Source organism: Nostoc sp. (assembly GCF_036919555.1).
Classification (GTDB): Bacteria; Cyanobacteriota; Cyanobacteriia; order Cyanobacteriales; family Nostocaceae; genus Nostoc.
The window spans coordinates 173,498-198,234 of the sequence record NZ_JBALCS010000078.1; the positions used below are offsets into that span (position 1 = coordinate 173,498).

Genomic DNA, 24,737 nt, shown 5'->3' on the forward strand with positions numbered 1-24,737 from the left:
ATTAAACCTATGTTTGACACATTCAAAAACCGTCTAGAAATCACAGGGACGCTTACCACCATCACCGCATTAAGAATTAGCGCCGGACGTTCCACAGAACCCATTGGGACAGATTTACCTGTGATTAAAGATGCATTAGGACAACCATTAATACCAGGGTCTAGCTTTAAAGGCGCAATGCGATCGCGCCTTGAAAGTTTTCTCAGAGGTATTGTAGGAAATAATCGCAAACTGGTAGCAAATCCAGCCATTGAGGATGAATGGTCAATTACATCTCAGGAAATGAAACAGTTAAAAGAAAATTATGATAATGACGAAGTTTTGACAAGAGAAATTATCAACCAGACTGATCTAGTTTCTCTTCTTTTCGGTTCACCTTGGATTGCTAGCAAATTCCAAGTCAGAGATTTAACCGTAGTCTCTGATACCTGGTTTGGACAATACCAAGAACGAGACGGTGTAGCCATTGATAGAGACACTGAAACCGCAGCAGATGGTAAACTTTATGATTTTCAAGTAGTACCTGCGGGGACACAGTTTGATTTTCGCGCAGTGGTGGAAAATGCGGAAGAATGGGAATTAGGACTATTAATGATTGGATTACACCAGTTTGAAACCGAACAAATACCTCTGGGTGGAGGGCGATCGCGCGGTTTAGGAGTTGTTAAACTAGAAATTGACAAAATGTACTGGCTTGATGTTAATAAAAAACCAGAAAAGTTATTAACCTACTTGCAAGAATTAGTTAATAGCAACTTAGGTGATAAATTACCCAGCTATGAAAATGGTAAAGAATCCAAACAAAAATGGACTCAATCTCTCATCACATATTTAACAGAAAATCTACACAAAAATTCTACTACTACAACCCACACACAATCTTGAGGATCTCAAAATGGCTTTCAGTAACTATAAAACTATCAGTGAAGTTCTCAAAGCATTTCAAGTTACGTACACAGAAGCAATTTTTATTAGCGAAATTCCTTTTAATATTCCCGACTACTTCCGCGAAGATCTAGAACTGATGATGCGGGATGCTGTAGTTGATAACTCAGAATTTGCTATCTGTGAAAATCTCATTTATCCCGTTCTTAAAGAAGTTTGGAAAACCTACCGCCATCATTTTATTTTATGGAGTCATGAATCCTTAAATTATGATGAAAAATTATCAGGGTTTCCTGAATATATTCTGGCGAAACGCTCTCCATTAGGTAAAGTTGTATTTGATAAACCATACTTTATTTTAGTTGAAGCGAAACAAGATAACTTTGAAACAGGTTGGGCGCAATGTTTAGCAGAAATGATTGCTGCTCAAAGATTAAATGGAGAACATCAAATAATTCTCTTCGGCATCGTTTCTAATGGTGAACGTTGGCAATTTGGAAAACTAGAACGTGAAATATTTACCAGAAACAGCACTTATTACACAATTCAAGAATTAGATAAATTATTCGCTGCTGTGAATTTTGCCTTTCAACAATCTGAATTACAGCTAAATAGTTTAGTCGCAGCCTAAACAGATTTATTGAAATAAATACATCTATGCACAAACAACTTGTAAACCATTGCACTATTGATTTAAACATCATCCCAGATGGCCCGATTCTGATTAAATCGGGACGTGAAGGTGCAGACCCTACAAATCCTGATATGGAATTTGTCAAAACTTTTCATGGGGGTGGGTGGTCAATTTATTTACCTGGAAGCAGCTTAAAAGGTGCAATTCGCGCCCATGCTGAAAGAATTGTCCGTACTGTTGGTGGTGATAATAATACAAGGAAGGTTTGGGCAAGTGACCCTACAAAAGGTGATTACTTACCTAAAAATTTAAAAAGTCACGATATTTATCAACAATCTTCATTTACTGACCAAATTTTTGGTAATACTTCAATAGCAAGCCGCATTCGCATTGAAGATGCACATCCAGTTGACTTAACCCAACTGAAATTAGAAGAACGTAACGGTGTCGCTATTGACCGAGTATTTGGTTCAACTGTACCTGGAGCTTTATTTAACTATCAAGTTTGCACTGCTGGAGAATTTCATACGAAAATCCATTTGAAGAATTTCACCTTAGCGCAACTTGGTTTAATTGGTTTGGTACTGCGTGATTTAAATGATGGTTGGTTTGGGTTAGGTTTTGCCAAATCACGCGGTTTAGGTACGGTTCGCGTTCAATACAATAGTGCAATTGTCCAGTATCCAGGGTGTCAACTCGAAACAGGAAAAATTCGTCAACTAGGAAATCCAGGAGAATGGGATTCAAATTATCTACTTGGAGTAGGAGAGTTTTTAATAGACGATGAAGCCAAAAAATATGGCTTTCCTAAACCAGATAAACGAGATTCTGAAGGTTTTGCAGAGTCGATGGAATTAGGATTTGGCGTAAAAGTTACATGGAACAATAACACTAATTCTGGTGTAAAAGATTTGTTTATGCGTGCTGTTGAGGTTTGGGGTGAGGGGTTTTAAAAGTATGACACAAGAATTTACAACTGGGTATGTATATTATAAGCAATTGGTAGCACCTGACGAACTTGATGCTTCAATTACTCAGGTCTCTAACTCTCAAAGTTATTATTTTTTACGTTACTCTCATGCTGTAAGTGGGATTTGTAGTAATTTGCCTGATGAAAGAGGAGAAATTGAAGGACAGGTATTTAATTCTATCTGTGAAATTCGATGGAAAAAATATAAATTTGGTTATGAAGTTTTAATCCTCAGTCAACAGAAATTTAATTTAGAAGGATTTGAAAATTTAACTGGTAATTGGAAAATTTGTGATAGAGATGCCTATTGGCATAACCAAGAAGAAACAAGATTTCCTAAAGGTTTCACTTTTAAAGGTGAAAATGATCAACTTATAAAGCCTGAAGCAATAAAGCAAAGATATTTCAAAGACTCTGATACTGCAACTATTCATTTTGTCGCCTTAACGGTTAACTAAAATGACCAATATCCCAAAACCTAAACCACGAAAACCAGTACCTTCTCAGCCTCCATCTGCTGATGATTCTGCGGTAAGTAATATACAAAAACCATACAAATTTGTTTCTTTTCCACAGGAACGTCCCCGCTTAGAACATCCTGCCGGACATCATAGATTTGATCAGAATTGTCTACATGGAACTTTATTTTTAACCCTGAAAGTTAAAACTTCACTTCATGTTTCTACTGGTATAGTTGTTCCTGGTAACGATATTGGAACTCGTGTACCTTTAATTAAAACAATGGTACAGGGGATTGATAAATACCTTCTAATTCAAGGGAGTTCCCTTAAAGGTTGTATTCGTTCAGTTTATGAAGCGATTACGAATAGCACCCTTGCAGTAGTCACATCAAGATTTCGGGATAAAATACCTAACGAAAGATTACCATGTCGAAATAAAGAACAATTATGTCCCGCTAGTCAAGTATTCGGTGCTTTAGATTGGCAAGGATTAATTGAGTTGAATGATGTTAAGTGCGAAAATATAGGTTTTAATACGGGGTTTATGCCTTCGTTATATCGTCCCCGCCCTGAACCCGGAAGCGCATATTTTGACGCAAGGGGAAAAGTTGCTGGACGTAAGTTTTATTATCATACAATTCGCGCCATTGAGAAAGGTCAAAATCAAGGAATTGCAATTCAACAAGCAGCAAGAGAATACACTTTTACTACTCAATTGCAATTTAAAAACATCAAACCTGAAGAATTGGGGACACTTTTTGTTGTGCTGGGACAAGATTCTAACTACCCCATAGCTTTAAAAGTTGGTGGTGGTAAACCTATCGGGATGGGAACAATGACTGTAGAAGTCACCCAAGCTAGGATATTGCAAAACTTTGAGGATTTGCGATCGCACTACTCCACTTACACTCCCGATAACAATCATCTTCTCACAGAAGAGGTACTACAAAAATTTATCGCTACCCAAATTAAAACAGCACATTCCCGACTCATTCAACTTTTCCAACTCCAACAACTCGCTGAAGTTCTACGCTACCCAACCGACCGCGAACCACCAGAAGGAATGTATTAATGTTGACTACAGAATCTTTAACAGAAGCGGAATCTCAACTTGCTCACAATTTAGCGATAACTTTGGTTAAAGAAGACACAGATGTTAACGAAGTAGGAAAAGTTATTGCATATCTGCGTAGCATTGTAGAGCAACCGGACGCAGGACGGCGATTTTTTAGCTATCTTAAAACCTTAGTTACTAATGGTTGGCAAATTGGACACAGTGGCCGAACTACAGGCTACTACCGCAGTATAGAACGTGCCTGTAATCAATATCTGCAAAGCCAACAAGCAAACGCTCAGGCGATGTTAAAAATTTTAGGCTGGGCGATGCGTTTAATGCGGTATTACAAAGTTAGTCCGATTGAAGAAATATCCATTTCTCAAAGTCCACAGGTTGAACAAATTTCTGAACGTCAAGCAGAAATTGCGGAAGTTTTTCAGTCACAAAAGTTTGAAATTAACCAAGTTTTAGATGCTACTGTACTTGCCGTTAAAGGTAATAAAGTTACCTATGAGATCCTGGGAGTGATAAAAATGACCGAGAAAGAACCGAAAAAAGTAGCTGTTTTACAAGAGGGACAGGTAACGCAGGTGAAAATTGTCGCTCTCAAAGAAGATGGAAGTATTAAGAGCGTTAAGTGTATTTAGCTTGTAGTTAACGTATAAAAGTATTGCGAAATTTGATGATATTGGCTGGAAAATTCCTTATAATCAAGGTGTAGTTTTGAGAGGTCAGATTATGACTGAATCAAGGTCAAACTTCAAAACAGGACTTGACTCGTATTCTGCATGGACGCATTGTGAATCTTTTCAAAAACAGTATAAAACTGTTACTGAGTTTCAGGTAAAATCTCAGTTTTTTACTTCTTCTCCTATTTCGCAGGCTTCAAATCGACTTTCATCAACAAAGTAGCCTGGGAACAAACCTGCTTGATCATGGTTTAGTTCTACTACCAGTAGAGCTATAAAATATGAGAGGGAGCAAATATAGTAGCAGCTACAGCATTTTTGCTCTCTCCTTTTTAATGTAAAGTAGAGGTTAAAAATAAATTATGAGTAAACAGGAAGTCAATAAAGTGTTATTTGTTACTGGTATGCGTGTCGCAATTGATGAGGAAAATCGGATACTGCTAGTAGGAATACTCTCAGAAAGCCCATTCGTGGAAGATGAGCAAGGAGCATCATCATCTGCACATCCAATAAATTTTGCATTTACTCGACAGCACGCAGCATTTTTGAGAGACAGACTAGATGAATTTTTAAAAGGAGAAGCATGATTTCAATTAGGAACTCAACACATACACATTCAGTGTCAAACTTCAAGACTAATAAAACAACTTGGAGTAATCGGGGATCATCTGATTTACGCTTAGTTAAATCCGATAAATTAACAAGTTATGATGCAGTTCGTGAAATACAAAAATTGGTACAAGAATTAGATAAATTAGTAGAAGTTAAAAAAGTTAGAGCGATCGCTACAAGTTTTCCTGATATTCATTGGATTGATTTTCAGATAGAGTTGGAGGAAGCAAATACCGGTTTATCCGATGTAACCTGGGATAAAATTAAAGATTTGGTAATTGACTATGAATGGAAATTAATAGATGACTCTGGTGAAGAATGGTATTTTCGTCCTCAGATAGTAGATAGATTTTATTTACTTAAAGATGAGGTAATAGCCAAGTCTGATGAGGAAGAACATACGGAGGTAGTTAGACTAAAAACGTGGTCAAGTAATTCTCCTAACTTCATTGTGCTTTAATTACCTCTAGTTCCGCGTCAATAAATCATGAACTGTGAACGCTACCTTGTGCAAGCTCAAAGCAATGAAGATGCAGCACACTTTACTGAAAGTGCTTATCCCGATTGGGCAGTAACTATGTGCTTTTATGCAGCATTGCACTGGGTAGATTATTATGCTTCTCAAAAAGGTGATGATATACCAAGTCAATTTCCAGAAAAATCTCCTCATGACTCTCGTCGGGGCTATGTTCGTCAGCTTGCCAAGAAACTAAATAACAGGAGCTTGGAAAAACTTTATAACGATTTGGAAAGCGCGAGTCAAAAAGCTAGATACTTAGAAAGCATAAAATATCAGAGTGCAATAGATTATTTTAAAAAGCACCAATCGGAAGTTAATGCATCTTTTGATAAATTACAGCAGATAAAAGATATCTTACAAATAAGTTAAAATAGTTGGTATGTAAAATTTCCCGCAAGGGAACGGAAACAAACACTCGTCATCTGCTGAATAGGAATCAAGTCCATTTACCAGGTTGATTCCATGCAACGGCGAAAATATTAATCCGTGAGATGCTGGATGATTATATTAATTAATCTCCCATCTCTCTTCCCCGCAAGGGGACTAAAACTTACCAAACTCTCAGTTAGCTACTTTTTCAAGAGGTTGCTGATTTATATCCACATTACATCGCCCTCACTTCCTCGTACTGGCGCGATCGCTTTCCCAATTGCAAAAATATTCAACACATGAAAGCCAATAAGCAGTTTCTCTCCATACCTCACGCCAATTTCAACGCCAAACCATTGTCAAAATCCTTAACCGCCAAAATATCCTTCTCCGCGCACCTACAGGATCAGGAAAAACAGAAACAGCGATCGCACCCTCTACTTCTATTAACCACAGTAATTGTCGTGAGCTTTTTTTAGAACATCTCTAAGTTGTTTAGCAACCCAAGGCGGATCTAAAACTCTAGCACTAGAACCATATTGCAGCATTCTTTGGTGGAACCAAAATATACAGTCATCTTGGGTCAAAATATCAACGTAGTCTATAGTTCCTTGTGGCGAAATGATTGTTTCATGAGGTCTACGGGGTTGGTAAGTTGCTAAAGCGCCCGTAAGTCGATAGATAATATCCAGGGTTGGGAATTTGCTATAAGTCCAAGGGGTTTGGGAAGCTGCACCAATTCTGGTGATCCGATCAACTCTAAAAGTACAGTTCTGCTCAATATTTGGCCTAGTTTGAATATGATAGCTACGAAAGTCTGGAGCCAAAGCGAACAAATAGAGTGTGCCATTGTGTAATCTCAGTTCTGATTTGTCTAAATCCCAGATTGTCTCTTTCCCTTTGTTGTTGTGATACCAAATGACAAAGCGGCGTTTCTCTTGAAAGCGTTGTTGCAACTGGCGAACAATGTCAGATAGCGCATCTTCACTATAATCAGCAGGGGGATGAAAGTCTACCGTCAGACTGTGAGATTGAGGTTTTTTACTAAAATTGCCAATTCGGTAGATTTGGCTGGCTGGGGCAGAAAATCCCAAGTCTGCAAGTAAGTCTGCTGCCATTGCTAAGGCTTGTCGCTGTTCTGCGGAAAGGATTACGGGAAATATGGACTCTACTAGTTGATAAGGACGATTTGGAACACCCTGAATCTCGAAACCGCAGTCTCTAAGTTTACTAATGACGCGAGTAATCTTCTGAGATAAATCGCCACAGTAAAAACCGCGCTCGCTCAACAAGTTTTCTAACTCGGCTTTTTTTCGAGGTTTTTCAGCTATTAGTTTCAAAATTTCGAGGGCAAACCGAAACTGGTTAGAGTTAACATCATTTTTTGATGACATCTCCATTTTATCGAGTGTTACATTGATGCAAAGTTACATCACTAGGGTACTGTGAGACTTTCTATACTGCCGCTCTATTCCCAACTCAATCCTGGAATCGGTGCTTGTCCTCTGGGATGTACGCAAATCTGCAAGGTAAAACAGCAAGCTCCCAACTTTGTACCCGATTCTCACTGTCCCCTCTCTTCTCACCAAGCGCAGACTTATGCAGAGATTATCAGTGGAACGGCAGAAGTCATATTTAATACCTCTGCTACTGGTGATGGAAAATCCTTGGCAGCTTATTTGGCGGCGTTGCTCAATCCTGGGTTTCGGATGATTGGGCTATATCCAACGATTGAACTGGTGACTGACCAAGAAAAGCAAGTTATTGGCTACTATGAAAAGTTTCAGCCAGAGGGGATTACATCGGTAGACACTTTCTATGGAGCCGAATTAGCCCGTCGAATTGAGGAATCAAATAAAGGTAACAAATTTAAAGAACTGCTACTATCATTTAAGCAAAAACACGTTATTCTGACAAACCCAGATATCTTTCATTTAGTGGCTCACTTTCGCTACTACAACCCCGCCTACAATCGGGGGGTGGAATTACCCCTCACCCTGGCTAGAAACCCCGATTTATACGTTGCTGATGAGTTTCACATTTTTGGGGTGCATCAAGAAGCCGCAATTCTCAACGCTATGCTATTAATTCGCCATAATCGCCCCCGCAAACGTCCGATGCGGTTTTTATTTACTACCGCTACTCCTAAACCAGAGTTTATTAAGATGCTCAAAACTTCTGGATTTAAAGTTGCAGAGGTCGGAGGAAATTATGTTAGTCAGTCTACCCCAGGATTTCGGCAAATATCCCAAGCTGTAAACTTGGAGTTTGTCCAATTAGATCAAGATACTGATTCCCTAACTTGGTTAATTCAGCAAGTAGAAACCATTCGCGCTATTTTGCAACCAGAAGGACGAGGATTAATTATTCTCAACTCTGTAGCTCTTGTTAGTCGAGCGGTGCGTCAACTGCAAGCATTACTTCCTGATGTGATTGTTCGAGAAATTAGCGGTCGGATTGACCCTCAAGGAAGAGCATTAGCACAGCAAGATTTGCAGAATTCTCTTCAACCTGTTTTGATAATTGGTACAAGTGCTGTTGATGTCGGTGTAGATTTCAAAATTCATCTACTGATTTTTGAAACTAGCGATTCTGCTACCTTCATGCAACGTCTAGGTCGCTTGGGTCGTCATCCTGGCTTTTTGAGTTACAAAGCATTTGTTTTGCTACCCAGCCGGACTCCTTGGATTATGGCGAGGCTGAAAGAAAAGTTAGAAGATGGACAAACTATCAGCCGCATTAAATCTCAAAAGGAAGAGTTAGATTTAACAGAGATAATTGCAGAACCTTTTGATCCTCCGAAAGAATTTGAGCAATACCGCAGCTATTGGGGCGCTCTCCAAGCTCAAGGGATGTTATTTAGCATCAGTCCCAAGAAAAATGCCGTCATGCAGCAGTTGCAAGATAGGATGGCTGAGGATTTACGCCATGTCTACGGAGAGCAACTAGATAAAAAACGCGGACATTGGTATGCTCTCGGACAAGACAAAACTAAGACAGGTGAAGCAATCCAAGAGGAGCTTTTACGGTTTCGGGGTGGTTCGGATTTGCAAGCAGCCGTCTGGGATGAAGGGCGTTTCTATACTTATGATTTGCTGAGATTGTTGCCCTATGCCGAAGTCGAAGTTATTAACCGGGAAGGATTTTTAGAAGCTGCAAAACAAGCGAATCATTCAGCTACAGAATTTCCAGAGAAATATATTCAAGTTTACCTGAGAATTCGGCAATGGTCAGATGAACGATTTCCTATTAGCTTAGTATGCGATCGCGGTACTGATGAACTCAAACAATGTACCCTATCTCTCATCGATAAACTTAGCATTATTGGACACCCACAAGCTGAAGTAAGTCGCTGTCTGGGTAAACAAAAACTACTCACTTTCTTAGTGCAGGTAAATCGTAGTCAACCCAACAGCCATTGGGATATTAGCCGCGCCCTCCATCTCAGCCCAACTTTTGGGCTATATCGCCTCCAAGATGCAGATGAACAATACCATGCTTGCGCTTTTAACCAAGATGCTTTACTTTTGGAAGCCCTGAAATGGCGAATTCCCCGGTGCGATCGCACTAAACCTTACATCTTTTAAATCAATACGGTTCAGTTAAGGCTAAAACTCTTTGTCAAAGTCAATTTTTTTAACGAACCGCAAAGGACGCAAAGGACGCAAAGGAAGAGAAGGAAGAGAAGGAAGAAATACTTAACTGAACTGTATTGTATTGTCTTTTAAATAAACTCTGCATTTTAAACACTATGCCAACACTACTACAAACACTGTTAATTGAAACTCTCCCATCTGATACAGACCCAATTTTTCACTCGTTTATTAACACAGTGCTACCGGCAATGGAACGGGAATTTGGATTAATACCAGCTTTAGGGAGTTCGGAAATAGCCCATTATCAAACTTTAGTTAAACAAGGCGATGCCTACGGCGGTAAACTACGCTATGCCAGAGAAAATGCCCAACGTTGGGCTGCTAAAGCCGACCAAAGCTTATTAGTTCATGTCCTCAATGGACTATTAACAGCCTGGAATTTGAGTACACATTTACCGCAACATCTGCAACTACAAGAAGTTGAAAAACGACTGCTTTGTTTAGGTTTAACTTTACACGATTATAACAAATATGTGCGTGGTCAGGGAGAGGCTCAACCGCCGCCAAAAGCCCATGAGATAGAGCCAATTCTTAACTTATGCCGAGAGTTAGGTGAGAAGCTAAATTTTCAAGAATTTTGGCAGCAATGGCAGGAATATTTATTAGAAATTGCTTTTTTAGCCCAGAATACTCAATTTAGCATTGATAGTAATCCGATTATTTCTAACTGGGAAAATGACGAGGGAGAATTCACTGTAGACGATCGCCGCTTAAATGATATCTTACGCCATTTACTGGCGTTTGGGGATGTGGCGGTTCACATGGGCGATCCGGCAGATGTTGCTATAACTACCAAAGGCGATCGCTTACAAGATCATCTTGATTGGCTGACTATTCCTAAAAAATTAGTTTACCATCGCCTAAGAGATTGTCGAGGGCTAATCAGCAACCAAATCCACAATGCAGTCGTGAGTTTTGCTCGTCAGCTTGATTGGGAGCCAATTCTCTATTTTGCTCAGGGTGCTGTGTATTTGGCTCCTAAAAATCACGATGCGCCGGACTTGGCAGACATTCAAACAGCTGTATGGAAAAATCTCATCGAAGGAGATGCTGAAAATAATCAAAAGGGATTAGCAGACTATTTTAAAAGTGGCGATGTAGGCTTTGTTCGTGATGGTAAAGGACTCAAAGTTGCCCCCCAAACTTTAGAACTTTTTACCCCTGCTGATTTGATTCGGCTACTTCCTGATGTTGTGCAAATTAAAGTCGCTAATGTTAAAGTTCCAGCTACACCAAAGCGGTTAGAGAAGTTAACTCTAACTGATGCAGAGCAAAAATTTTTGTTAGAGGGCGCAGATATCCGGGCTGATCGGTTGGCAGAGTTGATTATTCTAGCACAGCGAGAGTTTTTTGAAGGTTGTCAGGAGTATATAAATTGGATACTGACAACTTTGGAATTGCAAAATCAAATATCTCCAGAACAAACACAAGTGCAGTCTGGAGGGGTGAATTATGGTTGGTATCAAGCTGCGGCTTATTACATTGCAACTCATACTACTTTAGACCTAGAACAGGTTAGCAATTTTTTGAAAGATTTAGGCGATCGCCTGGCAACTTGGGCGGAACAAAATAATTTACTCAAGGGAATAACTAGCCCTACTCATGAGGCTTTTGTTAACTATTTAGCCCAGTATTTGGAAGTTTCAGGGTTTTGCCATCAACCTACTGACTTTGAGAATCAATTAGCTGCATATTCTGAGGCAAAAGTTAATAATCAACCTATTTGTTCTTTAAGTTCAGGAGAGTCAGATGCAGAGGATCAACTAGATACTGTGGTGCTATTTAAGCCTCAACAATACAGTAACAAGAATAGCTTGGGAGGAGGACGAATCAAACGCGGCATCTCGAAAATTTGGTCTTTAGAAATGTTGCTGCGTCAAGCTTTTTGGGCTGTACCTTCAGGAAAGTTAGAAGAACAACAGCCTGTTTTTCTCTACATCTTTCCTGCTTATGTCTACTCGCCTCAAATTGCTGTTGCAGTTAGGCGACTGGTGAAAGAACTCAAAAGAGTTAACCTCTGGGAAGTTTGCAGGCAGTGGCGAGATGCTGGGATGAATTACAACGGACTGCAAAACTTGCCTTGGCGAGATGAAGATGAAGCCGAAATGGGGCGATATGGTGACAGTTACTCCACTAAAGACTTGCCGTTTCTGGCAATAACTTATACAACTACTAGAGGTAAAACCACTACAGATGCTTGGGTAGCACCCGCTTTTTTGGCATTAGCTTTACCCATACTTCTCGGTGTGAAAGTTGTGGCGACTAGCAGCCCCGATCCGCTTTATGCCAGCGATCAAGAGTTCGCGGACTCAGTGATTCTTGATGGACCGGCGGGGTTTTGGAATCTTTTGGGTGTAAACCCGTGCCTAAGATTGCAGGATTTAGCACCTGCATTAGAGAGGCTACTTGTGAGTTATAGCTTGCATCTAGAATGCCGCAGTTCACCACCAGATGCTCGTTGGCAAGCCCTGAATGGTACGGTGAGGGATTTGGCAACCGATGTATTAAATGTGTTTGCGATCGCAAATGAAGCTAAACGTGAACCAGGTAAGGAAGATGTCAAACGAATTTGGAATTATGCCCAAATCTGGGTAAAAGGAAACGTAAATATGCAAGAAAAATTGAAGTTAATTGAGCGGCTGGTAACAGAATATCGCCAATTTTATCAGGTGAAAGTTAATGAATCTAGTCATGCAGTTTTATTACCTATCTCTAAAGCTTTAGAGATGATTCTCACAGTTCCAGAGCAAATAGATCGGGAAGACCTGATCTTACAAGCGGCGGGACAACTCAAAGATGCTTTAGAACGTCAAGAAGTTTATAAACGTCCATATTTACTAGATAAATCAGTAGATTTTTCAACTCGACAAGCACAAGAATTAATGGCGATTCATGCCTTTATAAGTACTTGTGTTGATGAGTTATTCCTGGGACTTTATAAAGGCGATCGCGCCTTACTCCAAGAAAACCGCAACCGGATCAAATCTGGTGCAGAATTTGCCTATCGTTGGCTAGCTTTACAAGAAAAACAATCTGAAAAAACTCAATTATCAGGAGAAGTAGCATGAGCGTTATCAACATTTTAAAATCAGAATTTCAAACAGTCTTCCCCCGTTTAGCATCTGGTAAATATGTCCACTTTTTAATGGTGCGTCATAGCCAATCTTTTCCCGTCTTTCAAACTGATGGAGTCCTGAATACAGCCCGGACTCAAGCTGGTTTAGACAATCCAGATTCCATCAGCCGTTTGGTGATGTTTAAGCGCAAGCAGGTAAGTCCTGAGCGATTAGTTGGTAGGGAACTCTTGCGCTCATTGAACCTGATAAACTCAGAAGAGAAGAAAGCTGAAAACTTCTGTAGATACGGTGCGGAACAGTTTTGTGGGAAATGTCCAGACTGTGTAATCTATGGGTTTGCTGTTGGTGAGCGTGGTTCAGAACGCTCAAAAGTGTACTCTGATTCTGCTTTTTCTCTCAGTCCATACCAAGATTCTCATAAGAGTTTTACTTTCAATGCTTTGAGTGAATCAGGGACAATGATGTTAGATCCTGATGACGATAAACGGACTGAGACTAACAAAGTACGTTCATCAATCAATGAGTTAGATCATGTATTGCCAGAAGTTACCTTTCCCACTGTTGAAACTCTACGTGACCCAACCTTTGAAAGTTTCCTTTATGTGTTGGGTAACTTAATGCGAACTCGTCGCTATGGCGCACAGGAATCACGCACCGGAACAATGGCAAATCACATCATTGGTATTGTACTTTGTGATGGTGAAATCTTCAGTAATTTGCATTTTACACAGTCACTTTATGATGCTTTAAAATCAGATTTAAATGCACCCATAGCAGATATTATCATCAAAGCAACTGAAGTGGCAAGTAATTTACTCAATCAAGAACCAATTCGCAAAACTCAGGTAATTAGTGGTTCACAATTAACTGATTTATTGAGTGAAGTGACAGCAATTTATCAAGATGAAACTCGCTTGCGGGATACACTCACAACTTTGTATCAGCAAACTAAAATCTACGCTGAAACTTATGGTGCGATCGCTGGTAAAAAAGGTAAAAGCAAATAAGTTAACAAGAGCAATTTTGTAGTGTGGGTAACGCCTACACTACTTTCCTAATCCCTCATCACCAGCTTATGATTCTTTACCAATGCAAGTTAACCCTCCACGACAACGTATTTTTTGCCACTCGTGAAATGGGTATTCTCTACGAAACAGAAAAATATCTGCACAATTGGGCATTGAGCTTTGCCTTATTTGAAACTGAGTACATTCCTAAAGCCTATCGACTTAAGGGAATAAATGCCCAAAAACCTAGTTACTTAGATGCTACTCAAGAGCAAAATCTTTTGCACCTTAACAAAGCCGGAATCTATGTATTTCCGGCATTACCTCTAATTTGGTCTTATCAGGTGAATACCTTCAAAGCAGCACAAGTTGCTTACTATGGTAAATCTGTGCAATTTGGAGGTGACGGAGCAAAACGCAATTACCCAATTAATTATGGCCGTGCTAAAGAATTAGCAGTAGGCAGTCAGTATAAAACCTATATTGTTAGCCGTGAATCTATCAAAATTCCCCGTTGGATCAGGTTGGGTAAATGGGCAGCTAAGGTGCGAGTTGAAGCAACAGAAATTGCAGATTTGAAAGAGCGAACTGGACAGTACATCACCAAGCATCCTTTAAATCCGTTGGATTTACCAACATCATCCAGACTGTTACTATACAACCGAATTGTGATGCCGCCTGTGAGTTTAGTTAGTCAGGCGCAACTGTCTGGTAACTATTGGCAACTACCTGATAAAACCTGTTTACCTGTTGGAGTTTTCTATGGAGCCAGCACTGTTGTCATCGCCTCCTAAATCCGCTAGTTTATATGCTTTGGTGATTCAACTGGGTGCTGCAAGTCAGCAAATTATTCCTGCTATAAGCTGGGGACTACATGCTCAAGTGATGGACTGGCTGAGTTTGGGAGATACCCAAATAGCAGATGCCATTCACGGCAGTCAAGATACTCCTTTCAGCCTCTCAGAATTGATGGGATACCGTCGCCAACGAGGAACACAACCGGGAGATGATTTTACTTTTCGTATCTCTCTACTTGATGGTGATTTAATCGATCCACTTTTGAATGGTATAGAACAATGGGGTAACAAACCTCTGTCTCTAGGAGAATGCCCCTTTGTTATTCGCAGTATCTATACTTTGCCAGGAACTCATCCTTTAGCAGATTTCTCAGATTACGCGATTCTGGCAAATACAGATAAAATCTCTGATGACATCACCCTCAATTTCTTGTCGCCTACAAGTTTTAAACAGAAGCGAGAAATTCAGCCTTTTCCTTTACCAGAATTAGTTTTTGGCAGTCTCTTGCGGCGCTGGAATATATTTGCACCAGAAGAACTGAAGTTTCCATTTGTGGAGTGGAAAGGTTTAGTTTGTGCTTATGAACTGAAAACTTATAGTTTGAAGTTAGAAAGCAGTTCAGAAATTGGTGCTAAAGGCTGGGTAAGATATCGTTTTGAAGAAGCTGAACAGGCGAAAATTGCTACGACTTTAGCTAATTTTGCCCACTTTGCAGGAGTTGGACGCAAGACAGCAATGGGAATGGGACAAACCTGTTTAATTAATTCGTAATGACGCTCGTGAAACCCCACTTACATTCCTCTCCCCCATAGGGAGAGAGGCTTTGAAACCCCCATTCATTCCCTTGTAGGGAAGGGGGGCTAGGGGGGCTAGGGGGGTTAGGGGGGTTAGGTTCCTGATGCTTTGATGTTACCAAAAATACTTTTCAAACATCCTTTAAGAAATAATTGATGAACAATGAATGAAGATTACTTACCATTGGCATATCTCAACGCCTGGGAATATTGCCCACGCAGATTTTATCTGGAATATGTGTTAGGTGAAATGGAAGATAACCAACATATTATCTTGGGTCGCCACATACACCGCAATATTAATGAAGAAGGAACTATTCAGGAAGGGGAAACGCTGATTCATCAGCAACAATGGGTTTGGAGCGATCGCCTAAAAATTGCAGGTATAATTGATGCTGTTGAAGAATGCGATCGCCAGCTTGTCCCAGTGGAATATAAGAAGGGAAAGATGGCACACCATCTTAACGACCATTTTCAACTTTGTGCAGCTGCTTTATGTTTAGAAGAACGTACCGATCGCAGTATCGCCTACGGAGAAATTTTTTATCACGCTAACCGCAGAAGACAGACAGTAGAGCTTACACCTCAACTACGGCAAATGACTGAGCAAGCGATCGCTCTTGCTCAACTTGCAGAGCAAAGAACTATGCCTGCACCAATCGACAACACTAAAAAGTGTTTTTCATGCAGTCTAAAAGGTATTTGTCTACCTTTTGAAGTTCAACAGTTACGAAGGTCAACCACTGCTGAAACTGATGATTAAATTCATCGGGAGCAAGTTTCTTGATAACCCCGTGTGCAACTTTACTCTCACCCTAACCCCCAATCCCTTGCCTACTAGCAAGAATCAAAGCCTCTCTCCGTCTCGGAGAGAGGTTTGGAGAGAGGTTTTAAGAATAAGTCTCACATCACGTTTGATAAGTTTTATCCACCAATAATTACCACAAATCTAAAATGACAGTTCTTTACGTCACTCAAGCTGATGCCGTTTTAAGCAAGAATTACGAAGCTTTTAACGTTGCTCTCAAGCAATCAGATGGTTCTTGGAAAAAACAGACTGTTGCAGCCCAAACAGTCCAACAAGTTGTCTTAATGGGCAATCCTCAAGTCACAGGCGATGCTCTAGTTTATGCTTTGGAATTGGGTATGCCTATTCACTATCTTTCTACCTTTGGTAAATATCTGGGTTCCGCACTTCCTGGTTATTCACGCAACGGTCAATTGCGACTAGCACAATATAAACTTTATAACGATCCCGTCGGACGTTTAGAATTAGTCAAAACAATTGTGGCAGCGAAAATTCACAATCAATATCAGGTTTTATATCGTCATAATGAGCGAGATAATCCTCTCAAAGAGCGTAAAAGTCTCGTCAAAAGCCAAAAAACCATAGATAAAGTCAGAGGAATTGAAGGTTTAGCTGCACGAGAATATTTTGCCTGCTGGCCACGGATGGTTGGAAAAGAGTGGACATTTGCTGGTCGAAATCGGCGCCCACCTACTGATCCCGTGAATTCACTCCTCAGTTTTGCCTATGGTTTATTGCGAGTTCAAGTAACGGCTGCGGTTCATGTTGCTGGGCTAGATCCTTATATTGGATATTTGCATGAAGTCCATCATGGACAGCCTGCAATGGTGCTGGACTTAATGGAAGAGTTTCGTGCTTTGATTTCTGACAATGTAGTATTAGCCGTATTACATAAACATGAAATTCAACCTGACGATTTTAACGAAAGTTTAGGTGCATATCGCCTCAAGGATACTGCTAGGAAAACTTTCTTAGAAGCATTCGAGCGCAAAATGAATGATGAATTTAAACATCCGGTTTTTGAGTACAAATGCACTTATCGGCGAGCGATTGAACTACAAGCGCGGCTATTGAGTCGCCATTTACAAGAAGGGATTCCATATAAGGCTTTAGCTTTACGTTGATTATCATTTCTCAAAAAATCTGACAATGACTACCCTGTTTTATTTAATTATTTACGATCTGCCTGATAATAAAGGCGCAAATAAACGTCGCACTCGTTTACATAAGATGTTGTCTGGTTACGGAAAATGGACACAATACAGCGTTTTTGAGTGTTTTTTAACAGCGATACAATTTGCGACACTGCAAACCAAGATTGAAAAACTGGTTAAGCCTGAAGAAGATTCGGTACGATTGTATATACTTGATGCTGGCGCAATCAAGCGAACAATTACATACGGTTCTGAAATTCCTCGACAAGAGCAAACAATAGTATTATGATTGGTGTATCAGCTTGATGTTTGGCAAATCGAAGCGGGGGCTAAAACCCTGGGGGATCTGCCAAAATCGCCAGAACCTTGACAAGTAAATGATTACGGCATTTCAGTAGTTTCGGATATTGCAAATTACTTGCAATAAGGTAGGCTGAAAATGACCAAAATTTTCGATCTGCCAAAACCGTGTCCAGAAAGCTTGCTCTCGTTAGCTTTCAGCACCGAGGGTTTCCACTTACAAAATCCCCTCACGGGGACTGAAACTTGGCTCGTGCTATGGGTAGCAATATCACCCAAGAAGTTTCCACTTACAAAATCCCCTCACGGGGACTGAAACTTGTGATCGACTTAGACGGTTGAATACTCATCAACTGTTTCCACTTACAAAATCCCCTCACGGGGACTGAAACTTGTCTGACACAACACCACATCTAATAGTGTCGAGAGTTTCCACTTACAAAATCCCCTCACGGGGACTGAAACGGGACGGATAACAGAACTCTATTGTCAACCAATGGTCGTTTCCACTTACAAAATCCCCTCACGGGGACTGAAACCTTTTATGGGTGTCCGTTTGAGAAGCAATTTCTTCAAGTTTCCACTTACAAAATCCCCTCACGGGGACTGAAACATTTAATGTCAATATTAAAACATTATAAAGGTACAGAGTTTCCACTTACAAAATCCCCTCACGGGGACTGAAACTTCAAATAAATTCTAGTAGAGAACAATCAATCAAAGTTTCCACTTACAAAATCCCCTCACGGGGACTGAGCACCAGGCGCCAACCGAAAGCTAAATCAGTGGCTACCACCTCAGCAGTTACATGGGCAGATAACATTGAATTGGTAGGCTTGGTGTTTGAACTTGAGCCAAGCACATCAAATTCTCTTTACTCACAATATACAATTGGACTTCATGCCTGGTTTCTTGTTCAAGCTAGTGTCAATTCAGCATTAACTCCTGTTCTCACAATATACAATTGGACTTCATGCCTGGTTTCTTGACCAAGTGCGACAAATTGATCCAGACCTTTCTGCATATTTACATGATGGAGAATCAGAAAAACCCTTCAATATTTCAGCATTAGAAGGTGAACTGCTTGCTAGTGGCAAGCAACTGCGATTAGAAGCCAAGCAAATTTACCACTGGCATCTGAATGCTCTGTCTGAACGGGTGGTGCAGTTTCTAAAACTTTGGTTGACTAACTTACCGAAAACTATCGAATTGAGTGGCGCATCCCTACAGATAAAACAGGTGAATATCGCTCATGCTCCAACTACTTATGCTCAGTTGTTGCAATCATCAGCCCAACAATCATTAGTGAATCTGAGTTTTATTTCACCCACAAGTTTTCGGCGCAAAGGTCATCATTTCCCCTTGCCAGTACCAGAAAATCTTTTCCATAGTTACCTACGGCGATGGAATGACTTTTCCAGATTGCCAGTAGAACAAGAAACATTCCTTGATTGGATAGACGAAAGCGTAATTATTCATCAGCACCATTTGGAATCGATGAAAGTGGCAGCCGGAAAGCGAGGCTCAGTCACAGGTTTTACCGGAGCTATGTCTTTTGGTCTAAGCAAAGCAGCTTTAGCAAATGCTGAGTTTACCCAGTTATTTTATGGCTTGGTACAGTTGGCTCCATACTGTGGGACAGGACACAAAACTACCTTCGGACTGGGACAAACACGTTTAGACTGGGTGGAACAAAAATTAACTACAACCGTTGAGTTGCTAACGAATATGTTGGCACAACGTATTGAAGAACTGACAGAGTTATTTACTGCACAACGAAAACGAAAAGGAGGGGAGCGCACTGATAAAATTGCTGTAGTCTGGGCAACAATTTTAGCACGACGGGAGATAGGCGAATCCTTAAAGGCGATCGCCCAAGATTTAGAGATGCGAGAGTCTACGGTGAAAACTTATGTCAAGTTAGCCCGTAAAGCCCTGAAACAGGGAAAAATCGACTGAATCCATATATCCTTCCTCAACTTCTGGACAATAATAGATACACGTCTTATGATTAGGGAATCAACTTGATGTTTGGCAAGTCGAAGCGGGGTCAATTTCCCTGGGGGATCTGCCAAAATCGCCAGAACCTAGACAAGTAAATAATTACAGCGTTTAAGAAATGAAGGAAGTTGCAAATTAGTTGCAATAAGAGCGGCTGAAAACAACCTTTTTTTTCGATCCGTCAAAAACGTTTCCAGGAAGCTTGCTCTTATTAAGTTTCAGCACCGAGCAGTTTCCAAAACCTATTACCCCGCAAGGGGACTGAAACTTCCGAAAGCTACGCAGTCAAAGAGACAACAACAAGTTTCCAAAACCTATTACCCCGCAAGGGGACTGAAACTGGAAATGTAAGTGCGATTGCGGAAAAGTCGTAAAGTTTCCAAAACCTATTACCCCGCAAGGGGACTGAAACTTAGCTAAATCCACTTTCCCTTTCAAGGTTTCCAGCGTTTCCAAAACCTATTACCCCGCAAGGGGACTGAAACTGAAAATAGTCGGGGTAAAACACACACCTCAAATAGGGTTTCCAAAACCTATTACCCCGCAAGGGGACTGAAACCAGCAGGGAAAGACGTGAAAACAACACTTAAGAATAGTTTCCAAAACCTATTACCCCGCAAGGGGACTGAAACAATAGTCTTTGCAGCCAACGCAGGTATCTGCCATTGGTTTCCAAAACCTATTACCCCGCAAGGGGACTGAAACTGAGTTGACAAGATCGGCATATCTTTACCAAACTGTTGGTTTCCAAAACCTATTACCCCGCAAGGGGACTGAAACCTTGCCATAATTAAATCTTACTTAGGGGGTACAATTGTTTCCAAAACCTATTACCCCGCAAGGGGACTGAAACTTGCAAGGAAACTTTATTTAGGAGGCGATCGCACGTTTCCAAAACCTATTACCCCGCAAGGGGACTGAAACAAATATTATAACTTGTAATAAGAAATACTAAAAATAGAAGTTTCCAAAACCTATTACCCCGCAAGGGGACTGAAACCAGCCAAGGAAAGCTTGAAACAGGGCTTTACAACTGCCAAGGGTTTCCAAAACCTATTACCCCGCAAGGGGACTGAAACATAAATTCTCTTTCTTACTCCTTACTCACCTCATAGTTTCCAAAACCTTTACCCCGCAAGGGGACTGAAACTCCTATTTAGTGGCGATCGCTTCTGCTGCATTGAGTTTCCAAAACCTATTACCCCGCAAGGGGACTGAAACTCACATATATTGAGTTGTTTCTCCTTCGTGGTTCCAAAGTTTCCAAAACCTATTACCCCGCAAGGGGACTGAAACTCTCTTCATTTGGCTGAATAGAATGTGGAAACATCGATGTTTCCAAAACCTATTACCCCGCAAGGGGACTGAAATAATATTGCACTTGGCGAGAAAATATCGCTTCTGTGTTTCCAAAACCTATTACCCCGCAAGGGGACTGAAACATCGCTGACAGATTTGCACAGGTTTTTACAAGCGGTTATCATACATTCATCTAAATTACTGGAGTCAAAGGCATGGTTGCAATCAGCGGACTCTCTGGCAATGAAATCTTCTGTCTTCGACAACAGGGTATGTATCCGGGAGATTTAGTCATTGGCAACAGTGTCTTTTCACTGGGGCTAATTGGAGGAATTGCATCAGGACTAAAAACCATTGTCGGCGGAGAAGTCACCGAAGTCACCAGCATGATTCATGAAGGAAGGCAAAAAGCTTATGCGCGGATGTCGGCTGAAGCACAAAAGCATGGCGGAAGTGGCATCACAGGCGTTTCCAATGATTTAGTGCAACAAATCGGCAATGTTGAATTCCTCTCTATTGGCTCCTGTGTTCACCAAGGTGAAGAAAAATCCGAAAAATTAGAATTTTCTACTTCCGCCGATGGACAGGAACTCTATTGCCAAATTGATGCCGGATTTGCACCCAAAAAGTTTGTCTTTGGCAATGTTGCCTACTCCATTGGATTAGGTGGTGGAATACTCGGCTCTCTCAAAAGTTTAAAACGCGGAGAAATTAAAGAATTTTCCGAAATATTCAACCAAACTCGTCACTTAGCCTTAAAGCGAATTGAGTCTGAAGCCTTAAATACAGGGGCTAATGCTGTGGTTGGAATTCAGACATCAATTATTCCCTTTGCCGGGATGCAAGAGATGGTGATGATTGGTACTGCTTCTTACCATCCCGCCCTTAAAGTAGCCTTTAGTCAAACTCCTATTACCAGCGATTTAACTAATCAGGAAATGTGGAACCTGATCAACCTGGGTTATATGCCTTTAAAGTTGCTTTTGGGTGTTTCCGTATATTCTCTTGGTTTTGTCGGGGGAATCACATCAGCATTCAAGTCATTTGTCCGTGGTGAAATTAATGAATTGACTACATTAATTTATGAAGCACGCGAACAAGCCATTGCTCACATCGCTACTGATGCTCGTAATAGTGGAGCTGACCAAGTTGTTGGTATTAAAACTTATGTTTATCAGTTAGGTAGTGGCATTATCGAGTTTATGGCGATCGGCACTGCTGTCAAAAAGCTGCCAGGAATTACCACTCACTCCACTACTTTAATACCCCAAGCAATTATTCCAGATCGAGACACCTTTATAAACACCGCTGAAGGTACTCTCATGACCAAATTAAATCAACCCTCATAAACATCAGTTCTATAATTCAGAGGGTGTTAAATGTTAGTTTTTTAAGGTTACAGCTAGTAGTCGGGGTAAACAATACTGGAATTGACTATTGTTGATAGCTGCTGTTTATTCCCGATGTTATATCAAGTTCGGGTGATTACTTATAATAAAATCTATCAATGTAGGTTGGGTTGAACGGCAGTGAAACCCAACATGAACAAGGATAAAATGTTGGGTTTCGTTCCTCAACCCAACAAAGCAGATATTATAAGTGTTTAAGAGGATGTTTTAAAAGGGTCTTTTGCTCTCATAGTTAGACCCGACTCGGATTCGGGAGGTCGAAGCTCTTAACTGGATGACCTCAACTCATCCCTCTATTATCCAACGCCGTTCTGTCATGTAGATGGTGGCTATCATCTGTTGGGAGTGACGCTAGCAGCAGGTGGTTCTCTGCGTTGGTATCGAGATACATTTGCACCGCATATATCCTACACTGATCTGATGGATATGGCAGAGCGATCGCAACCTGGTGCGCGTGGTGTTCTATTTCTACCCCACCTCTCAGGAGAACGCAGTCCCCATCTCGATCCAGATACTCGCGGTGCTTTGGTGAATTTGTCATTAGCTCATACGCAAGCAGATATAATTCGTGCTGTTATCGAGGGAGTTGCATTCAGCTTGCGTTCAGCCTTGGAAGTTATCAGTGCGATCGCTCCTGTCGATCAACTTTTGGCAATAGGTGGAGGGGCACGCTCTAATATTTGGTTAAGGATTTTAGCAGATGTTTTGCAAACAGAACTTATTGCTCCCAAAGCCGAAGAAGGAGCCGCTTACGGAGCAGCTATTTTAGCAATGGTGGGGGTTGGTGCATACCCGAACTTAGAAACTGCACTCAATATCTTCGCGCAAGATAGTATTGTGGTACAGCCGCAGGTAAATCTTTTGTATGAAGTAGGGTTTAAGCGCTACAAGCTACTTTACGATACCTTGAAAGCTGTTCATTAACAGAACACCAAGAGCATTTTCATGAGTTAAATTCTGAAAACATAAGGCGAACGTACAGAAAGGAAGCGTTTGTTTCTTGCTGGCTTTTAGCCCCCATCCAAGAGCCTCTTCGTTGAAGATCAATAAACTCAGCATAAATTAGGTAGTGTTATTTCAAATTAATCTCAAGTGTTACTGCATTTATGAGCAATACTGAGTTTCATCCTTGCCCAATCTGTTCGATCCCAACTCGATATTTTGCAAGATATCCACGCGCAGTCTGTAATAATTGCTACAGTAAAGCCTGTGATGCTCAGGGGCGGAAGTTGAGTTTCTTTAATACCTCAATGAGTGGAGGATTTGAGGCAATTGTAACTGAAACTAAAGAGAAGTACGAAAGTCACATTTGCTACATTAATGCAGTGAAGTGCTGGGCTGAAGAAGCTCGATTTGGCGGTATTGTGATTGAAACGATAGATGATAAACCTTTCGCTTTGATTTAATCTATTGCTAATTACAAATCTACTACCGCATAAACAAACTAAGTATGACTTCAATCACCGGAACAATTACGATTAATGTTGAAGCTGACGAGAATGGACAGTATGTTTGTAAAGTATCGTCATCTGTTGACCAGCCAAGAGATGAGATTCGTTGCTGTGGACAAACTAGAGAACACGCCATAGCTATTGCATTAGAACAGTTAGCCAGTGAATATCGTCAGATTGCCGAGTCAGGTCAAAACAAAGATTGGCTTGTAGTAGAGCGTTCTGAGTCTGGGGAACCAATACAAAAGCATTATCATGTGATTTTACATTATGAGCAGATTGGGAAAGCAGAGTCTAAGTTTGAAGCTATGCAGGACACGCTAATGGGAAATACAGTAGTTGAAAATGCCAAAGTTACTTTGATTGAGATTGATGCAAATTTACCAGTCCAGCCTTTAACTTGATGACATTGAAGCATCGCTTAGGCGGGGCAGCATGATTGAAAAGAGTTTTGAACAGCATGGAAGAGTAGTAAAGCTATAATTGGGATGCAAGAGATGCCGGATACACTTCTCTTGCGATCGCAATGGCAGAATTAACGATTCAAATTTCCGATGAACTAGCTCGCAAGGAGGATTTAGAATGACTGCACCTGATTTGGTCCCAAAGGCTCAAAAAGGGCGCAGATTTACTATCCTGTTCGATTACGAAACTAAGCCAAAAACAAAACAGCAACTTTTTCAAGCCACACATCGCACAGCTTCTACAATCAGTTTTGTAAATATACGGGATTTCCTCAAAAATGGCAGCAACTTGGGTTACTTACTAAAGAAGCAAATTTTTTAA

At 40.7% G+C, this 24,737-nt stretch carries 22 protein-coding genes, 2 pseudogenes and 1 CRISPR repeat array; of the genes and pseudogenes, 23 read left to right on the top strand and 1 reads right to left on the bottom strand.

All coding sequences use genetic code 11. From position 1 onward, the window contains the following. Nucleotides 1-9 precede the first annotated feature (9 nt). From csx7 to V7K36_RS22065, 10 genes and pseudogenes are all read left to right on the top strand, one after another. Nucleotides 10-885, top strand: a complete 876-nt coding sequence (gene csx7, locus V7K36_RS22020; protein ID WP_335119256.1) for a type III CRISPR-associated RAMP protein Csx7 — start codon at nucleotides 10-12, stop codon at nucleotides 883-885. A 10-nt stretch (nucleotides 886-895) separates the two neighbouring features. Then, nucleotides 896-1,516 carry a hypothetical protein gene (locus V7K36_RS22025; protein WP_335119258.1) on the top strand — a complete coding sequence of 207 codons (621 nt, stop codon included), beginning with the start codon at nucleotides 896-898 and terminating at the stop codon, nucleotides 1,514-1,516. A gap of 26 nt (nucleotides 1,517-1,542) precedes the next feature. Further along, nucleotides 1,543-2,472, top strand: a complete 930-nt coding sequence (locus V7K36_RS22030) for an RAMP superfamily CRISPR-associated protein (protein ID WP_335119260.1) — start codon at nucleotides 1,543-1,545, stop codon at nucleotides 2,470-2,472. A 4-nt stretch (nucleotides 2,473-2,476) separates the two neighbouring features. Beyond that, nucleotides 2,477-2,947 (top strand): hypothetical protein, encoded by a 471-nt coding sequence (locus V7K36_RS22035; protein WP_335119262.1) that lies wholly within the window; start codon nucleotides 2,477-2,479, stop codon nucleotides 2,945-2,947. Between the two features lies 1 nt (nucleotide 2,948). After that, nucleotides 2,949-4,022 (top strand): RAMP superfamily CRISPR-associated protein, encoded by a 1,074-nt coding sequence (locus V7K36_RS22040; RefSeq protein ID WP_335119263.1) that lies wholly within the window; start codon nucleotides 2,949-2,951, stop codon nucleotides 4,020-4,022. Then, nucleotides 4,022-4,654, top strand: coding sequence for a hypothetical protein (locus V7K36_RS22045; RefSeq protein WP_335119265.1), 633 nt, complete (start codon nucleotides 4,022-4,024; stop codon nucleotides 4,652-4,654). Before V7K36_RS22040 ends, V7K36_RS22045 begins: the two co-directional genes overlap by 1 nt. 404 nt (nucleotides 4,655-5,058) lie before the next feature. After that, nucleotides 5,059-5,283, top strand: coding sequence for a hypothetical protein (locus V7K36_RS22050; protein ID WP_335119268.1), 225 nt, complete (start codon nucleotides 5,059-5,061; stop codon nucleotides 5,281-5,283). 32 nt (nucleotides 5,284-5,315) lie between these two features. After that, on the top strand, nucleotides 5,316-5,768 hold the full coding sequence (locus V7K36_RS22055; RefSeq protein ID WP_335119270.1) for a hypothetical protein: 453 nt from the start codon (nucleotides 5,316-5,318) through the stop codon (nucleotides 5,766-5,768). 48 nt (nucleotides 5,769-5,816) lie between these two features. Then, on the top strand, nucleotides 5,817-6,197 hold the full coding sequence (locus V7K36_RS22060; RefSeq protein WP_335119273.1) for a hypothetical protein: 381 nt from the start codon (nucleotides 5,817-5,819) through the stop codon (nucleotides 6,195-6,197). Nucleotides 6,198-6,546: 349 nt separating this feature from the next. Beyond that, nucleotides 6,547-6,687 (top strand): annotated as a pseudogene (locus V7K36_RS22065) (hypothetical protein); the annotation flags it as partial. Here the strand turns inward: V7K36_RS22065 and V7K36_RS22070 are convergent. Further along, nucleotides 6,644-7,591, bottom strand: coding sequence for a WYL domain-containing protein (locus V7K36_RS22070; RefSeq protein WP_335119275.1), 948 nt, complete (start codon nucleotides 7,589-7,591; stop codon nucleotides 6,644-6,646). The pseudogene V7K36_RS22065 and the gene V7K36_RS22070 overlap by 44 nt on opposite strands. A 51-nt stretch (nucleotides 7,592-7,642) precedes the next feature. On the opposite strand from V7K36_RS22070, the gene cas3 reads away from it, so the two are divergent. The 13 genes and pseudogenes from cas3 (at nucleotide 7,643) to V7K36_RS34235 (ending at nucleotide 24,737) form a co-directional block, all read left to right on the top strand. Next, a complete protein-coding gene (cas3, locus tag V7K36_RS22075; RefSeq protein ID WP_335119277.1) occupies nucleotides 7,643-9,784 on the top strand; it encodes a type I-D CRISPR-associated helicase Cas3' in 2,142 nt (713 codons plus the stop codon). Between the two features lie 164 nt (nucleotides 9,785-9,948). Continuing rightward, entirely contained in the window at nucleotides 9,949-12,921 is a 2,973-nt protein-coding gene (gene cas10d, locus V7K36_RS22080; RefSeq protein WP_335119279.1) for a type I-D CRISPR-associated protein Cas10d/Csc3, read from the top strand. Beyond that, a complete protein-coding gene (gene cas7d / locus V7K36_RS22085; RefSeq protein ID WP_335119281.1) occupies nucleotides 12,918-13,937 on the top strand; it encodes a type I-D CRISPR-associated protein Cas7/Csc2 in 1,020 nt (339 codons plus the stop codon). The genes cas10d and cas7d overlap by 4 nt, the downstream gene beginning before the upstream one ends. Nucleotides 13,938-14,005: 68 nt before the next feature. After that, nucleotides 14,006-14,731 carry a type I-D CRISPR-associated protein Cas5/Csc1 gene (cas5d, locus tag V7K36_RS22090; RefSeq protein WP_335119283.1) on the top strand — a complete coding sequence of 242 codons (726 nt, stop codon included), beginning with the start codon at nucleotides 14,006-14,008 and terminating at the stop codon, nucleotides 14,729-14,731. After that, nucleotides 14,700-15,506: a CRISPR-associated endoribonuclease Cas6 gene (gene cas6, locus V7K36_RS22095; RefSeq protein WP_335119285.1), complete on the top strand. Its 807-nt coding sequence runs from the start codon at nucleotides 14,700-14,702 to the stop codon at nucleotides 15,504-15,506. Before cas5d ends, cas6 (V7K36_RS22095) begins: the two co-directional genes overlap by 32 nt. Nucleotides 15,507-15,692: 186 nt before the next feature. Then, the gene (gene cas4, locus V7K36_RS22100) at nucleotides 15,693-16,292 is read left to right on the top strand and encodes a CRISPR-associated protein Cas4 (protein WP_335119287.1); all 600 of its coding nucleotides are present in this window, start codon (nucleotides 15,693-15,695) and stop codon (nucleotides 16,290-16,292) included. A gap of 191 nt (nucleotides 16,293-16,483) precedes the next feature. Then, nucleotides 16,484-17,461 (top strand): type I-D CRISPR-associated endonuclease Cas1d, encoded by a 978-nt coding sequence (gene cas1d, locus V7K36_RS22105; protein ID WP_335119289.1) that lies wholly within the window; start codon nucleotides 16,484-16,486, stop codon nucleotides 17,459-17,461. Between the two features lie 25 nt (nucleotides 17,462-17,486). Beyond that, entirely contained in the window at nucleotides 17,487-17,780 is a 294-nt protein-coding gene (gene cas2 / locus V7K36_RS22110) for a CRISPR-associated endonuclease Cas2 (RefSeq protein WP_334822629.1), read from the top strand. Nucleotides 17,781-18,528: 748 nt separating this feature from the next. Further along, nucleotides 18,529-19,750, top strand: a pseudogene (gene cas6 / locus V7K36_RS22115) (CRISPR-associated endoribonuclease Cas6). A 273-nt stretch (nucleotides 19,751-20,023) separates the two neighbouring features. After that, nucleotides 20,024-21,234: a CRISPR direct-repeat array (repeat unit 37 nt; unit sequence GTTTCCAAAACCTATTACCCCGCAAGGGGACTGAAAC). Nucleotides 21,235-21,306: 72 nt separating this feature from the next. Further along, complete coding sequence (locus V7K36_RS22120; protein WP_335119293.1) at nucleotides 21,307-22,440, top strand: heavy metal-binding domain-containing protein; 1,134 nt, start codon at nucleotides 21,307-21,309, stop codon at nucleotides 22,438-22,440. Nucleotides 22,441-22,770: 330 nt separating this feature from the next. After that, entirely contained in the window at nucleotides 22,771-23,424 is a 654-nt protein-coding gene (locus V7K36_RS22125) for an FGGY-family carbohydrate kinase (protein ID WP_335119328.1), read from the top strand. A gap of 526 nt (nucleotides 23,425-23,950) precedes the next feature. Further along, entirely contained in the window at nucleotides 23,951-24,355 is a 405-nt protein-coding gene (locus tag V7K36_RS22130; RefSeq protein WP_335119295.1) for a hypothetical protein, read from the top strand. Nucleotides 24,356-24,533: 178 nt separating this feature from the next. After that, complete coding sequence (locus tag V7K36_RS34235) at nucleotides 24,534-24,737, top strand: DUF3854 domain-containing protein (protein WP_442948497.1); 204 nt, start codon at nucleotides 24,534-24,536, stop codon at nucleotides 24,735-24,737.

Bases quoted from the DNA above. Each gene is read 5' to 3' on its own strand.
- V7K36_RS22050 (WP_335119268.1), top strand. From the start codon at position 5,059: ATGAGTAAACAGGAAGTCAATAAAGTGTTATTTGTTACTGGTATGCGT.
- V7K36_RS22040 (WP_335119263.1), top strand. From the start codon at position 2,949: ATGACCAATATCCCAAAACCTAAACCACGAAAACCAGTACCTTCTCAG.
- cas6 (WP_335119285.1), top strand. From the start codon at position 14,700: ATGGAGCCAGCACTGTTGTCATCGCCTCCTAAATCCGCTAGTTTATAT.
- V7K36_RS22030 (WP_335119260.1), top strand. From the start codon at position 1,543: ATGCACAAACAACTTGTAAACCATTGCACTATTGATTTAAACATCATC.
- V7K36_RS22035 (WP_335119262.1), top strand. From the start codon at position 2,477: ATGACACAAGAATTTACAACTGGGTATGTATATTATAAGCAATTGGTA.
- cas2 (WP_334822629.1), top strand. From the start codon at position 17,487: ATGACTACCCTGTTTTATTTAATTATTTACGATCTGCCTGATAATAAA.
- cas1d (WP_335119289.1), top strand. From the start codon at position 16,484: ATGACAGTTCTTTACGTCACTCAAGCTGATGCCGTTTTAAGCAAGAAT.
- V7K36_RS22130 (WP_335119295.1), top strand. From the start codon at position 23,951: ATGACTTCAATCACCGGAACAATTACGATTAATGTTGAAGCTGACGAG.
- cas5d (WP_335119283.1), top strand. From the start codon at position 14,006: ATGATTCTTTACCAATGCAAGTTAACCCTCCACGACAACGTATTTTTT.
- V7K36_RS22120 (WP_335119293.1), top strand. From the start codon at position 21,307: ATGGTTGCAATCAGCGGACTCTCTGGCAATGAAATCTTCTGTCTTCGA.
- V7K36_RS22070 (WP_335119275.1), bottom strand. From the start codon at position 7,591: ATGTCATCAAAAAATGATGTTAACTCTAACCAGTTTCGGTTTGCCCTC.
- V7K36_RS34235 (WP_442948497.1), top strand. From the start codon at position 24,534: ATGACTGCACCTGATTTGGTCCCAAAGGCTCAAAAAGGGCGCAGATTT.
- V7K36_RS22045 (WP_335119265.1), top strand. From the start codon at position 4,022: ATGTTGACTACAGAATCTTTAACAGAAGCGGAATCTCAACTTGCTCAC.
- cas7d (WP_335119281.1), top strand. From the start codon at position 12,918: ATGAGCGTTATCAACATTTTAAAATCAGAATTTCAAACAGTCTTCCCC.
- csx7 (WP_335119256.1), top strand. From the start codon at position 10: ATGTTTGACACATTCAAAAACCGTCTAGAAATCACAGGGACGCTTACC.
- cas10d (WP_335119279.1), top strand. From the start codon at position 9,949: ATGCCAACACTACTACAAACACTGTTAATTGAAACTCTCCCATCTGAT.
- V7K36_RS22025 (WP_335119258.1), top strand. From the start codon at position 896: ATGGCTTTCAGTAACTATAAAACTATCAGTGAAGTTCTCAAAGCATTT.
- cas4 (WP_335119287.1), top strand. From the start codon at position 15,693: ATGAATGAAGATTACTTACCATTGGCATATCTCAACGCCTGGGAATAT.